The 13,238-nt window shown below is 41.5% G+C and carries 13 protein-coding genes; 5 read left to right on the top strand and 8 right to left on the bottom strand.

Annotated features, from left to right (window positions below; all coding sequences use genetic code 11):
* Positions 1–89 precede the first annotated feature (89 nt).
* A complete protein-coding gene (gene dnaA / locus AO498_RS06150) occupies positions 90–1,502 on the top strand; it encodes a chromosomal replication initiator protein DnaA (protein WP_067544799.1) in 1,413 nt (470 codons plus the stop codon).
* Between the two features lie 48 nt (positions 1,503–1,550).
* Here the strand turns inward: dnaA and meaB are convergent, their stop codons facing one another.
* Together meaB and AO498_RS06140 are read right to left on the bottom strand one after the other, a co-directional pair.
* Positions 1,551–2,543 (bottom strand): methylmalonyl Co-A mutase-associated GTPase MeaB, encoded by a 993-nt coding sequence (gene meaB, locus AO498_RS06145; protein ID WP_067544797.1) that lies wholly within the window; start codon positions 2,541–2,543, stop codon positions 1,551–1,553.
* Entirely contained in the window at positions 2,540–2,944 is a 405-nt protein-coding gene (locus tag AO498_RS06140) for a hypothetical protein (protein WP_148660192.1), read from the bottom strand. Before AO498_RS06140 ends, meaB begins: the two co-directional genes overlap by 4 nt.
* 52 nt (positions 2,945–2,996) lie before the next feature.
* Between AO498_RS06140 and AO498_RS06135 the strand changes: the two genes are divergently transcribed.
* The 3 genes from AO498_RS06135 (at position 2,997) to AO498_RS06125 (ending at position 4,767) form a co-directional block, all read left to right on the top strand.
* On the top strand, positions 2,997–3,539 hold the full coding sequence (locus AO498_RS06135; protein WP_067544795.1) for a CopD family protein: 543 nt from the start codon (positions 2,997–2,999) through the stop codon (positions 3,537–3,539).
* Between the two features lie 78 nt (positions 3,540–3,617).
* On the top strand, positions 3,618–4,250 hold the full coding sequence (locus AO498_RS06130) for an SCO family protein (RefSeq protein ID WP_067544793.1): 633 nt from the start codon (positions 3,618–3,620) through the stop codon (positions 4,248–4,250).
* A gap of 61 nt (positions 4,251–4,311) precedes the next feature.
* Positions 4,312–4,767, top strand: coding sequence for a c-type cytochrome (locus AO498_RS06125; protein WP_067550281.1), 456 nt, complete (start codon positions 4,312–4,314; stop codon positions 4,765–4,767).
* On the opposite strand, the gene AO498_RS06120 is transcribed toward AO498_RS06125, so the two are convergent.
* Entirely contained in the window at positions 4,761–5,186 is a 426-nt protein-coding gene (locus tag AO498_RS06120) for a hypothetical protein (protein WP_067544791.1), read from the bottom strand. The genes AO498_RS06125 and AO498_RS06120 overlap by 7 nt on opposite strands.
* Positions 5,187–5,298: 112 nt before the next feature.
* Between AO498_RS06120 and AO498_RS06115 the strand changes: the two genes are divergently transcribed.
* Positions 5,299–6,120 carry an aminotransferase class IV gene (locus AO498_RS06115; protein ID WP_067544789.1) on the top strand — a complete coding sequence of 274 codons (822 nt, stop codon included), beginning with the start codon at positions 5,299–5,301 and terminating at the stop codon, positions 6,118–6,120.
* A 40-nt stretch (positions 6,121–6,160) separates the two neighbouring features.
* Here the strand turns inward: AO498_RS06115 and AO498_RS06110 are convergent, their stop codons facing one another.
* From AO498_RS06110 to AO498_RS06090, 5 genes are read right to left on the bottom strand one after another with little or no spacing between them, the layout of a single operon-like run.
* Positions 6,161–6,598 (bottom strand): hypothetical protein, encoded by a 438-nt coding sequence (locus tag AO498_RS06110; RefSeq protein WP_102135883.1) that lies wholly within the window; start codon positions 6,596–6,598, stop codon positions 6,161–6,163.
* 25 nt (positions 6,599–6,623) lie between these two features.
* On the bottom strand, positions 6,624–7,889 hold the full coding sequence (locus AO498_RS06105; RefSeq protein ID WP_067544785.1) for an ABC transporter permease: 1,266 nt from the start codon (positions 7,887–7,889) through the stop codon (positions 6,624–6,626).
* Positions 7,886–8,518 carry an ABC transporter ATP-binding protein gene (locus AO498_RS06100; RefSeq protein WP_067544783.1) on the bottom strand — a complete coding sequence of 211 codons (633 nt, stop codon included), beginning with the start codon at positions 8,516–8,518 and terminating at the stop codon, positions 7,886–7,888. The genes AO498_RS06105 and AO498_RS06100 overlap by 4 nt, the downstream gene beginning before the upstream one ends.
* Positions 8,519–8,520: 2 nt before the next feature.
* A complete protein-coding gene (locus tag AO498_RS06095; protein ID WP_067544781.1) occupies positions 8,521–9,696 on the bottom strand; it encodes a hybrid sensor histidine kinase/response regulator in 1,176 nt (391 codons plus the stop codon).
* A 50-nt stretch (positions 9,697–9,746) separates the two neighbouring features.
* Entirely contained in the window at positions 9,747–13,199 is a 3,453-nt protein-coding gene (locus tag AO498_RS06090; RefSeq protein WP_067544779.1) for a sensor histidine kinase, read from the bottom strand.
* Between the last annotated feature and the right edge of the window lie 39 nt (positions 13,200–13,238).

Genomic DNA, 13,238 nt, shown 5'->3' with positions numbered 1-13,238 from the left:
TTTCGATTTTTTATTTAAGTTAATTTTCCACAAATTTGACCCCCTACCCTTACCGGGTAAAGTGGTTTTCCCAGCAATTAACGTAGTAAATGAGTTCAGAAGCCAGTGCAGTTTGGAATGAGTGTTTGCGTGTTATCGAACAACACGTAAATGAACAGAGCTTTTCTACCTGGTTTAGACCTATTAACCCCGTCAAACTAGAAGGTTCAAGTTTGACTATTCAGGTACCCAGTCAGTTTTTTTATGAATGGCTGGAAGACAACTACGTACAAGTTTTAAAACTTGCGATTAAGAATACGCTTGGAGCCAATGGGCGTCTTGAATACGCCGTGGTGGTAGATAAAGGAAATTCCTCCAATCAGCCGTATGTCGTTTCCTATCCACAAGGAAATAATCAAGTCAAAAAGGCGGCACCCATCGAATCTAAAACTCCCTTTGAAATCCCTTCGCTAGATGCAGACTTGCTTACCCAAAGCAATCTAAACCCGAATTATACGTTCGGAACTTACATCGAAGGTGACTGTAACAGACTGGCTCGTTCAGCAGGTTTTGCAGTTGCTACCAAGCCCGGGATCACTTCGTTTAATCCGCTGATGGTTTATGGCGGAGTAGGATTGGGAAAAACTCACTTGGTACAAGCGATCGGAAACGAAATCAAAAACGGACCCGAGGACAAATTTGTACTTTATGTTTCCTCTGAAAAGTTTGTCAATCAATTCATGGATTCCATCAAAGATGGAAACGTGAAGAGCTTTACTAACTTTTACATGCAGGTGGATGTGTTGATTATTGATGACATTCAGTTCTTAGCAGGAAAGGATCGTACTCAGGAGATGTTCTTCCACATCTTCAACCACCTGCATCAGAACAAGAAGCAAATCATCATGACTTCCGACTGTCCTCCAAAAGATTTGAAGGGGTTGGAAGAGCGTCTACTTTCCCGATTCAAATGGGGACTGACAGCAGATTTGCAAATGCCGGACTTCGAAACCAGAGTAGCAATCATCCGGAGAAAAATGCAATCCGAGGGAATATTTATTCCAGACGAAGTAGTGGAATACCTTGCCTATACCGTGGACACCAATGTGCGTGAACTGGAAGGCATCCTGATTTCTTTGATTGCGCATGCTTCGCTTAACCGTGTTGAAATCAGCTTGGAGTTGGCTAAAACCGTAATCAAAAACTTCATCAAAGACATTGAAACTGAGGTAGGAATTGAGTTTATCCAAAAGTCAGTTTCAGAATATTACGGGATTCACCCTGACGAACTCAAGGCAAAAACTCGAAAGAAAGAAATCGTGATTGCTCGTCAAGTGGCCATGTACTTTTCTAAAGAGTTTACCCAACATTCTTTAAAATCGATCGGATACCATTTTGGAGGCCGCGACCATAGTACTGTGATTCACGCTGTACAAACTGTGAACGACATGATCGAAACAGATGCTAGCTTCCGAAATGCGGTCAACGAACTCAAGAAAAAATTCAAAATGAGATCGTATTGATCTTTGATTTTGCTTGCAGGGTTGTCCAATACTTTTCCTTTATTGATTTTATTTCCCCGAATCCAAAAAGTATCTCACCAATTCTTTGGCCAATACACCAGGATAAAGCTGTCCTGATTGTATAAGTAACTTTCCTTTTGCCAAAGAATCCTTGACTTTCGGATGGCGGAGAAATGCCTCTCCCAACAAATCTTGAATTTGATCTTCCAACCACTGCAATCTTTGGTTAGCTCTATTTTCATCCCAATACCCTGACCGCATCATTTTCTCTTGGTATTCGAGCAACATTTTCCAGATTTCTTCCAAGCCGAGTTTTGCCAAAGAAGACGCTAAAAGAACTGGCGTATTCCAAAATTTATCAGATTCTTTAAAAAGATGTAAGGCATTTTGATAATTGGCCTTTGCCTTTTTAGCGGCTTCAAGGTTTGCGCCTTCAGCTTTGTGGATTACCAAGGCATCCGCCATTTCCATGATTCCCTTTTTAATTCCTTGCAATTCATCGCCAGCACCAGCCAGCATTAACAGCAGGAAAAAATCAACCATATGCTTTACAGCAGTTTCACTTTGACCGACACCGACCGTTTCGATCAAGATCACATCAAAGCCTGCCGCCTCACAAAGAAGCATGGATTCTCTGGTTTTGGCACTCACCCCTCCTAAGGTCATACCTGAAGGACTAGGACGAATAAAAGCCCTTTTGTCAGAAGCCAAGGTTTCCATCCTAGTTTTATCCCCCAAAATACTTCCTTTGCTCAATTGGCTACTGGGATCTACCGCCAATACAGCCACTTTCTTTCCTGCTTCCAAAAGCAGCATTCCAAAAGCCTCAATGAAGGTACTTTTCCCAACTCCGGGAACTCCAGTGATCCCAATTCGAATCGAGTTACCCGTATGAGGGAGGATTTCTTGGATTAATGAGGCAGCGATCGTTCGATCTGCCTCCAAGGTACTTTCGACCAAAGTAATCGCCTGACTTAGTACCACTCGATCGGAAGCCAAGAGCCCCGCTTTATATTCTTCGATTGACCTTCTTTTTCTCATGGAATCAACCTGTTAAATCGAATATCGCCCATCGGGCCTTTCTCAAAACTGGCGATTAATTGAGAATTTAAGGACTCCTCAAAATACGGCGGATTCGGCGATAGCTCGATTCGTCCAGGAGTTTCTTTGGAAAAGAAAAAAACCAAAGTTCTACCGTATTTGGTATGGGGCTGGGCTTCAGCAAATTCTTTCATCCACATTTCTTCCGACCCCAATACTCGAACGGCAATTACCCGGATCACTGGTCCAGTATTATTCTCATTTCTGAAAAAACCGATTTGCTCATATTTTCCTTCCCATTGGGCTAAGCCAGGCTGGGAAAAACTTTCTTTCAATATCAAATACAGCACTACGCCGACTGCAGTACCAATCAAAAACAGGGTTATTTGATTCCTTTTCAAAAACGCAAGGGTTTATGGGGTTTAGGCCTTAATTTAGCCCAAAAATCTGAAAATGGGATTCGAATACATCAAGGCGCTGCATATCATTTTTGTGGTCACCTGGTTTGCAGGTCTTTTTTATATGGTCCGACTTTTTATTTATCAAACTGAAGCTTTGGAAAAACCTGAGGCAGAACGGAACATTCTCAAACCTCAGTTGGATCTCATGGCAAGCCGCCTTTGGTATATTATTACCTGGCCTTCTGCCATCCTCACGCTAATTTTCGGCGCTTGGGTTCTAAGTTATCGATGGGGATATATGCAATTGGGATTCATGCACGCCAAACTAGCGTTTGTATTTTTGCTTTATCTCTACCACGGATTTTCCCATGTGCTCTTTAAAGAATTACAGGCTGGAAAAGCGAGATGGAATTCGACCAAACTCCGATTATGGAACGAAGTCGCGACTCTTTTGCTTTTTGCTATTGTATTCCTAATCGTTTTGAAAAGCACTCTAAGCATGGTTTGGGGTATAGCCGGACTAATTGGTCTCGGAGTTCTGCTAATGATTGGGATTAAATTGTACAAAAACTACCGAACTAAAAATGGGGAGTAGATCCATTTTGGAATCAACCCGGAACGTATCTAATAACTCTACCACTGAATTAAATTACCACAGTAAAAAACCTAACCAATGAGATCAATCTCGATATACATACTCGTCCTGTTAGTTTGGGCAAGTGCCTGCAAAACAAGCAGCGACAACCATACTGACCCTATTGAATTACCAATTCTTGGCGAACGATATGTGGATGACAATCAAGACACCGTCTACCATACGATTGCTCCTTTTGTTTTTGTCAATCAAATGGGAGATTCAATTCGGAATGAGGATGTAATGGGTAAGGTCTATGTAGCGGACTTTTTCTTCACAACTTGTCCCACCATCTGTCCCATCATGAAAAAAGAAATGCTCCGAGTGTATGAGCAATTCAAAACCAACCCAGATTTTAAAATTTTAAGCCATTCGATTGATCCAACCCATGATACCCAGGAGGTTTTGAAAGATTATGCTGAAAAACTAGGGATAGAAGACGCATCCACTTGGAATTTTCTCACTGGAGATCAGGAAAAAATCTTTGAAATGGGCCAAACTAGCTATTTGACCACTGCAATGGCAGACCAGCAAGAACCAGGAGGTTTTCTGCATAGTGGGGCATTTTTGCTAATTGATCAACAAGGCAGAATCCGCGGAGTATATGATGGAACCAAATCAGATCAAGTTGATCGGCTTCTAAATGATATTCCAAAAATCCTGAATAAATAATCACATGATTGGTGGCATTAAAATCACAAGACCCTCGTCCAAATTCACCAAACGTCCGCCAATGACTTGGCAGAAAATCACGAGTGTCTTATTTCTTGTATTGATTTATTCCTGCGCCCCAAAATCGAGTAAAGAGGATAATACCCTTGCACAAATTTCTGACCCTGAGGTGATGAAATACGCAATTACGGGAAAGCTACTCTACACAAATTACTGTGGCAACTGCCACCAAGAGAATGGAGAAGGATTGGGCAAACTTATTCCTCCACTTAAAAACTCAGATTATTTCAAGGAGAGCGTGCACCGTACGGCATGGATTATCCGACACGGGCAGGAAGGAAAAATTTGGGTGAATGGAGTAGAATACGATCAAAAAATGCCTCCTAATCCACAATTAAAACCCCTTGAAATCGCCCAGATATTGACCTATCTCTACAATATCTGGGATAATTCCGAAGGTGTAATTTCTAGTCCTATGGTGGAGGAATACCTGAAATCTCCCCCAGATAATTATTGATTTTTTAGGAGGGAATCCGCTTTAGACAAAGCCCCCTTGATTTGCTCATTAACCTGAGTCACTTTGACCATTTGATCTTCCAAATAGACTTTTACCTCTTCGGGAGTCCGTTCTCCATCTTCTGTTTCATACTGTCTCATCCATACAAACATTCCCTCGTAGGCTTGATCTAATTCAACTGCAAGTCCTTGGAGAGCTTGAACTTGCTCTGTCTGAGTAGAATCTTGTAACAATAATTCCTCTGCTTTCTGCTGAGCCTCTTTTTCCAAGGCTTTTAACTGCCCCATTTTAGGCATCACCTCGTCGTGGACCGCAATAACCTGATCTCTTAGCTCCTTGTTTTGTTTAGACAAATTCGGCCCACAACTAGCCAAAATCAAAGAAGCAGAAAGAATAAAGGTGTAAATCAAAGATTTCATTTTCTAAAAACGTTAAAACTGACGCAAGTTAAAATTTAAGATTCAGTCCCTTAATTTTTTTAACTGAAAAAATCGAGCGCAATGGCTAATTTTGATCATTAAATACTTCACCATGAAACCATTTTGTTTTGCCGACGGAGAATTTATCCCTACCGATAAAGCTACCATCCATCCCTCCGACCTTGGACTTATCAGAGGATATGGGATTTTCGATTTTTTCAGAACAGTCAATTATCAAGCTCTATTTTTAGAGCATTACCTGGATCGATTCATCACCTCAGCTGAAAAGACTTACCTTCCTTTACCCTATTCCAGAGAACAACTCCGGCAAATCATCCAGGATCTGATTGAAAAGAACAATTTAGAACAGGGAGGAATCCGCATGGTATTAAGTGGAGGAGTTTCAGAAAACCACTTCTCTCCTGCCGAAGGGAAACTCTTTATGTTTGCAGAAAATTTAAGTTTTCCTTCACCTGAAAAATATGCAGAAGGAATCAAGTTATTGACCTTGGAGTATGTCCGACCGATCGCTGACATTAAAACCACCAATTACACCCTTCCTGTTTGGCATAGTGTGCATTGGAAAAAACTAGGTGCCGAAGACGTGCTTTATCATTGGAATGGCTGGGTAAGCGAAAGCTCCCGAAGTAATTTTTTCATCGTAAAAGATGGTGTCCTTCACACCCCTGATCAGCATATTTTGATGGGAATCACTCGAAAACATATTTTGCAAGTAGCGGATCAAGTTGTGATTCGACCAATTTCTTTAGAAGAAGTTTGGGATGCTGACGAGGCGTTTATCTCCTCTACGACCAAAGTCTTGTTGCCAGTCACTCAGCTTGACGATCGGCCAGTTGGATCTGGGAAAGTAGGCCCAGTAACCATGGGAATTTTAGAAAGATTCCGTGAACTCGAAAAATCCTTAATCAGCTAAAAACCAAAAGCCCCGATTTACTAAACTCGGGGCTTTTGGTTCATTGTTCGATCAGCTGGGCTTCCTTCAGAATGTACATCAGCTTCTCGGGGTCCTTGGCATTCAAGGTTAATTTACCTTTCACTTTCACTCGCTTGGAGGTGTATTTGATGGGATTGGTAAGCATCACTTCCATGACAGTTTCTGGTCCGCCTGAACCACAGAAAAAACACTCAGCCAACGGCAAACTCGACAAAATGATATGATTGGGTTTGAACATCCCCTCAAATGGAATGATGTAACCATCTGCTTCCACCACTTTCCCTTCCAGTTTTTTAATATTCTCAGAAAAGACAGGAACGTACAATTCTCCAAATTGATCCTGGCTGATTTTGTAGGAAACCTCAGCTAAACTTTTCCAAACTCCCTGTCCAAAAGTTTTCGATCCAAATGCAATCGATCCTAACAGAACAAACGAAAATACAAACCACTTTTTCATTGTCATTATTCAATTTGAGCGCTAATTACGCCTTTGTTAATTGCTTTGCAATACTTGTTTGATAAGCTGACCATGCCGGAATCAAGGAGGCAATGATTCCTGTCACTAACGCATAACCTACAATCCAAAGTTCTTGTTGGAGAAAAATCCATGGCTGAAGGATCGAAACCGCGGACTGATCCGCCTGTAACACCAAGACCGCTAAAAAGGAATGTCCCAAGAAAATCCCCAACACTGCTCCAATTCCAGTAAGCATCAAGCCTTCCAAAAAGACAAGAAGGACCAATTGAAATCTTGAAGCGCCCATAACGCGAAGAATGGCAAGGTCATACGTCCGCTCTTTGAGCGAATTATAAAGCGCGATAAATATCCCCAAACCAGAAACCAAAATTAAAACAACTGCAATCCCCTGAAGCAAACTTATTCCTACGCCCAAGAGCTCAAATAAGCGCGACATTTCAAACGACGGGGAGGCGGCTTGCATGGCGGTTCCTGAGTTGATCATTCGGGGAAGTTGAATCGCCGCCATGGGATTTCTGAATTGCAAAAGCAAGGAAGTAACCTCTCGTTCTTGGTCACTATAAGGAAAGCCTTTAGGAGCAATCGACTCGCTTAGTTTAGAAGCCATGGACTCGTGATCGTGGGCCTCTTCATGATCAGATTCCTCTCCGGTCTCCTCATCATGCGCATACCAAACGGATTCAATACTGGTCAAAATCAATCTGTCCACCACATTGCCTTGGGCTTTCAAAACACCAGTCACTTGAAACGAAAAAGCATCATGCTCGTGACTTCCCACACTGATTCCATGACTGCTGGTGAAGGTATCTCCAAGCTTTAATTGAAGCTTTTGGGCTACCTCTGCCCCAAGTGTTACTTCAAAAGGTTTTTCCCAAGCTTGGCCTTGTTCAAACTCTGATTGATACAACTCCAAATAATCATGATTGGTCCCAACGATTCGAAATCCTTGAAAATTGTCTCCCAAAGCAAGTGGAATCACATTTTTTACCAATCTGTTTTTTGAAAGTCGTTGAGCGTCTTCCATCTTGATATTTCCGGTGGGAAAATCCAGATGATACACAGAGGAAAGCACCAATTGCAAAGGACTGCCTTTGGCTCCAACGACCAAATCAATCCCTTGGGCATCCTGATTCATTTTCTTTTCAAACTGATCTTGAATCAAAAGCAGGACTGTAATGATCGCAAGACCTAATGCCAGAATAAGAACATTGAGACCGGTAGAGAACGGCTTAAACAGCAAGTATCTCCAGCTAATTTTCAAGAGATTCATGGCGCCTTAACTTCAATAAAGTTGGAGATTTGATTTTTTACGCGCTGATCATGAGTCACGATGATCAAGATTGCGCCGATTTTAGCACTTTGATCGATGAGCAATCGAATCACTTTTTCAGCATGATCATCATCCAGGCTGGAAGTAGGCTCATCTGCTAAGATCAACTCCGGAGAATTCGCCAAGGCTCTGGCAATAGAAACCCGCTGCGCCTCCCCTTCACTTAGCGTCAAAACAGAGGATTCCTTCTTTCCCAATAGATTCAAGTCTGAGAGTAATTCCTCTGCACTTTTTCCTTTCTTCTTCGAAAAATAAGGAACCAATTCCAAGTTTTGCCGAACATTCAAAGCGGCAATGAGGTGTGGTTTTTGGAAAACTATTCCAATTTTTTCTCCTCTAAATCGATCCAATTGGGATTCTGATAATTCAGATAGGACCGTAGTTCCTAGAGTCACTTTTCCGGATTTGGGCCGGATCAAACCACAAAGCAAGTGCAGAAGTGTAGTCTTACCACTGCCTGACTTCCCTAAAATCAAAAGTGGATTCTGTGAATCAACCCTGAAATCAGGGAAGTGAATGGTCGGTTGCCCAGGATGAGAAAATGAGAGAGATTGAGTCTGTAATGCCATGCTTATTTAACTGGAACCGACACATAAAAAGTTGTGCCTTTTCCTGCCTCGCTGGCAAATTTAATATCTCCTTGCAAGACCTCCACGCATTTTTTGACTATAGAAAGTCCTAAACCAGAGCCCTCGGTGATCCCGACATTTCCTGCTCGGAAAAACCGATCGAATAACTTGTGTTGCTCAGCTTTTGGAATTCCAATCCCCTTATCCGCCACTTCGACATGAAGTTGACCACTTTCTACCCAAATTTTAAAATCGACTTTCTTGCCATCCTTTGAATACTTCACCGCATTTGAAAGGAGATTTTCTAAAATCTGATACACCAGCTCAGGGTCGGTAGTGATGGTTTTTGGCATTTCCCCGATTGAAGGTACAATGGTAACCTGATTTTCAATTCCGGCATTGACCGTATCGAGAAGCTCCTTGATAAACGCTGCTGTAAAAATCTTTTTGGGCTTAAACTCCAGTTTGTTTTCATCAGCCTTACCAAAGAAAAGCACACTGGTCAGGAGGTTGTTTAGGGTGCGAACAGAGTGTTCAATTTTATGAGCGTGTTTGGAGATTTTTTGTTTTAAAGGGTGCTCTTTTTCAGCATAAAGCTGCAAAAGCTGAGCAGAACTTAAGATAGAGGTCAGTGGCGTTTTAAATCCATGAGACACATTGAGAACGATTCTAGATTTAAGTTCATTGATTTCTCGCTCCTTTTCCAAGGCCTTGGTCAATTCCTTATTCGCCTCATAAAGCTCCGCGGTGCGTTGCTTCACCTTTTCTTCAAGTTCGTTATTAAGCTTTTGTAATTCCTTCTCTTTCCGATCTTTAAAAATGGCCAATTCAATTACCATGTTTAATTCACGGATATTGAAAGGCTTGATTACATAGGCACTTGGATTAGTACCTACTACCTTATTGAGTGTTTCTGCATCAGAACTTGCGCTCAGGTAAACGACTGGAATGTCAAATCGCTCATTGATAATCTCGGTGGTTTTTATCCCGTCCAATTCACCAGCAAGATTGATATCCATCATTACAATATCCGCCCCATTGTCCCCGAGAATTTCAAGCGCCTTTTCTCCGGTATCAACAATACCTATAATTTGATGTGCATTTTTCTCAAGTGCCCTTTGCAGCAACAGCGCGGACACCGAATCATCCTCTACGATGAGAATACGAAGTGTGAACATGATGGAGTCTTGTGGTGATAGACGATCTTACTGCCTTGAAAATACAAAAATTAAGAGATGTGCAAAGGAATTTTAAGTAATACCTCTGTTCCCACACCTACTTGACTTTGAATTTCAATTGACCCCTTTAACAAATTGATCAAATTTTTGGTAATGGCCAATCCAAGGCCGGTGCCTTCATAAAGACGCTTATGCCCCTTGCTCTCCTGCTCAAATGGTTCAAACATCTTCTTTTGAAATTCTTCAGACATCCCAGTTCCTTGATCCTTGATAACTAGTAGGAGCTGGTCTATTTCCATCCAAATCCGAACTGAAATCAAGCCTGAATGACTGTATTTGATCGCATTCCCAACCAGATTATTAAGAATCATTTCCATAAATCTTCGATCTAAAGGAATGAGTTTTGGAGCGCATAAAATAGAAACTTCAAGTCTTAGATTTTTAGATTCTGCCTGCTGTTGAAAGGGTTGTAGAATCTTGTGAAAGAACTCGTTTAGGTGGGTGTGAGTAAACACCACCTCCATTTTATTTGCTTCTATTTTTGCCAGATCCAACAGGGAATTGATGGTTGAAAGCAATCGTTCACCACTCTGAAGGACAATATCCAGCTGGTCTTTTAATTCACTGTCTTCTTGTCTGGACATCATCACATGTTCCGTACCTCCAATAATGCCCGTCAGAGGTGTTCGAATTTCGTGACTGATATTAGAGAGTAAAGAAGTCTTAAATCGACTGGCTTCTTCCGCTTTTCGGATGGCATCACGAAGCTGCAGTTCGACTTTTTTTCGTGAGGTCAAATCATGAAAAACCGAAAGCACTAAACCTTTCCCATGAGGACTTTCCTCCAATAATACCGAATATACTTCCATCTCTAAAGCCCCTGATTTCCATGCAATGGTATTTTCAAATTTGATCCCATAGGCACCAGACAACTTGACTTGATCTAAAATCTGGGCATGCTGGGGATCTTGGGGAGAGCTATCCAAAAATTCAAAAATGCTTTTACCTTCAATCTGTTCAATTGGCAGATGGAGCATTTTTGCAAAAGCCGGATTGGCTGTTGCGATTATTCCTTGCTCTGTGACGAGGATCATTGGATCCTGCACATTATTCCAAACTCGGCTAAATTGTTGTTCGACTTGATTCTTTCGCTTTTGCTCCCCCTCCACGCGATTTTGAAGAATACCAAGATCCTTCAGCTGCTGATAAAACCTTGAAAGGAGAACACCTAATCCAACAAGAAACAGTACAGCAATTGCCAAAAACCAGACTCTTAGATAAAAAGGCTGAAGCACGATCAACTTTCCAGAAGAGAATACAGGAGAAAAATCTACCCCATCATAGGAAGCCTTGATCTCAAAATGGTATTGACCTGCAGGCAGATTACCTAAAAACAGTTGGCTGCTCTCTGGATTTTTAATGATTTGCCAAGGAGTGGAATCATTTTCAGCCAAACGATAGTGAATCCAAAGTTCACGGGATTCATTAAAAGCAGCCGGTATTAACTGCACTTCCAAAAAATTCTGGCTGTGTGATACACGAACAGGAATCCCTTTAAGAGCATCTACACCCCCTAATTTCAATTGGGAAAGGTGAAGCCTGGGTGCCCCAGAAGCAAAAAACTTCTCTTCCGGCAAATAAACTGAAAGCCCCTTATTTGTACCAATTAAGACTTGACCTGTACGAGATTGGATTAATGCTCCACGATTGATTTCATCTCCGACCAAGCCGTTAGATTCTTTGTAATGAATGACTTTATCGTCTTTCAGAACATATACTCCCCGATTAGTCCCAACCCAAATCCCACCATCATGATCCGGTAAAATGGTGTACACAGGCTCTTCGATGACCCGGTTTCCAAAAGAGAAAAACCCCACATATCCTCCCTGGAAAACTTTCAGTCCATTTTCCGTCCCCAATAAAATAGCTCCATTAGGCATTTCTAAGGCATCATACCCTTCCACCAACAGAAAATTTCCTTTTTCAAGCACCGGGTACTTATTTCCAAGTTTACTTGCCCGAATAATAAGGTTTTTACCATTTTTCAATTGAAAACCTTTTCTAAAAAAGACCCCGTCTTCGCCTACTAATTCTAAAAGCTGGGGAGCGATATCCAAGTCAAATATCCCATTTAAAGGACGTTTAAGATCAGCTATATACACTCGATCCGATCCAACTAAAAACAAGCTATCACCACTTGCAATTGCTGAGCTTATATTCACTCCTTGAGGAGTTGAAAATTCAGTGATTCGTCCAGAATTCACCTCATACATCCCTACCCCCAAATGGTTTCGGGAATACCAAATTCTCCCCCATTTGTCTTTCGAAAAATTCATCACTCGCCCTAAAGGAGAATCGGCCAAGTTGGAATCTTTTAGTAGAGTCTTTGTGCCAGATGAATCAAAATATTGGACGCCATTATTAAACCCCAACAGGAATTTACCGGGACTGATTTCATGGATGGCTGTGACCTCCTCTCCTAAAAATTCAGCTGTTTTTGAGGTGTAATTTTGAAAAAGTTGACTGGTACTATTTGCCAATCCTCGACTACTTCCTATCCAAAGAATCCCCTCTTGATCAATCAAGAAGGTCTGAAGCATTGGTGTTTGAAAAAGTTCAAACAAATCAATCTGAAAAACCTTTTCTCGGTCGAGGACCAATTTTTTCAAATTGGAATTAAAATGATAAAACAAGGCTCCGTATCTGTATTGAATCCCGAAAAAATCCTCGACCTGATCAAAATCAAACGAATTAAAATTCCTGTCCAAAAACTTGGATGGAGCATTAGGAGAATTTCCTACAGCTAAGTAATCTTTCCCCAAAAAATAGAACTGGCTTTGCTCGGGATGTTTTAGAATACTGAAGGGGGGCGAAGGCAATCCCAATCCTTGAAAATTTATAGGACTGAGTTGATTATCCTTGAAAGCATACGTTCCATTTCTAAACATCAAAACGAGCTCTCCGTCCAGCTTCTCAACCCCCATCAAAGCGCCATACTTTTCTGATTCCAATTGAAGGAATTGCTTAGGTTGCCCTTCTTTCCAGAAAAGAAGCTGATCGCCAGAATTAAGGAAAAATTGCTTTTTTGATTTTTCATCTACAGAGAAAAACCTATTTCTCCCAAAGGAACCTTCTCTTGGAAATGGAGACAAATCTTCTTCTTGCCAAGCTTCTCCATTATTTTTAATGAGAATTGGCACGCCAGAAGCACTATACAACCATACTTGTCCGTCTGAATCCTTGTGAAGGGAGATTCGATAGGCAAACTTTCGAAGCAGGGAATCCGGTAATTCCTCATTGTGAAGCCCATCAGATACCACTACCCCTCTTGAAGTAGAAAACCACATTCGCCCCAACGTATCCTGTTCAATCTGCAAAATATTCTGAACAGGCAGCTGAATTCCCCTCGGACGGGTATTAAACTGGTAGCTTTGGCTCAAAGCAGTTGCTATGATCAAACTTGACCAGCAGACCAAAATCAATGCTTTTATCGCTACCCTCATGATACGAATATTCAAAAAAGAATCCGCAAGCCAAATTGT

The organism is Algoriphagus sanaruensis (assembly GCF_001593605.1).
Lineage (GTDB): Bacteria > Bacteroidota > Bacteroidia > Cytophagales > Cyclobacteriaceae > Algoriphagus > Algoriphagus sanaruensis.
This window is presented reverse-complemented; position numbering and strand designations above follow the sequence as displayed.

Excerpts from the sequence above, each read along its gene's own strand:
- dnaA (WP_067544799.1), top strand. The coding sequence starts at position 90 with ATGAGTTCAGAAGCCAGTGCAGTTTGGAATGAGTGTTTGCGTGTTATC.
- meaB (WP_067544797.1), bottom strand. The coding sequence starts at position 2,543 with ATGAGAAAAAGAAGGTCAATCGAAGAATATAAAGCGGGGCTCTTGGCT.
- AO498_RS06135 (WP_067544795.1), top strand. The coding sequence starts at position 2,997 with ATGGGATTCGAATACATCAAGGCGCTGCATATCATTTTTGTGGTCACC.
- AO498_RS06130 (WP_067544793.1), top strand. The coding sequence starts at position 3,618 with ATGAGATCAATCTCGATATACATACTCGTCCTGTTAGTTTGGGCAAGT.
- AO498_RS06125 (WP_067550281.1), top strand. The coding sequence starts at position 4,312 with ATGACTTGGCAGAAAATCACGAGTGTCTTATTTCTTGTATTGATTTAT.
- AO498_RS06120 (WP_067544791.1), bottom strand. The coding sequence starts at position 5,186 with ATGAAATCTTTGATTTACACCTTTATTCTTTCTGCTTCTTTGATTTTG.
- AO498_RS06115 (WP_067544789.1), top strand. The coding sequence starts at position 5,299 with ATGAAACCATTTTGTTTTGCCGACGGAGAATTTATCCCTACCGATAAA.
- AO498_RS06110 (WP_102135883.1), bottom strand. The coding sequence starts at position 6,598 with ATGAAAAAGTGGTTTGTATTTTCGTTTGTTCTGTTAGGATCGATTGCA.
- AO498_RS06105 (WP_067544785.1), bottom strand. The coding sequence starts at position 7,889 with ATGAATCTCTTGAAAATTAGCTGGAGATACTTGCTGTTTAAGCCGTTC.
- AO498_RS06100 (WP_067544783.1), bottom strand. The coding sequence starts at position 8,518 with ATGGCATTACAGACTCAATCTCTCTCATTTTCTCATCCTGGGCAACCG.
- AO498_RS06095 (WP_067544781.1), bottom strand. The coding sequence starts at position 9,696 with ATGTTCACACTTCGTATTCTCATCGTAGAGGATGATTCGGTGTCCGCG.
- AO498_RS06090 (WP_067544779.1), bottom strand. The coding sequence starts at position 13,199 with ATGAGGGTAGCGATAAAAGCATTGATTTTGGTCTGCTGGTCAAGTTTG.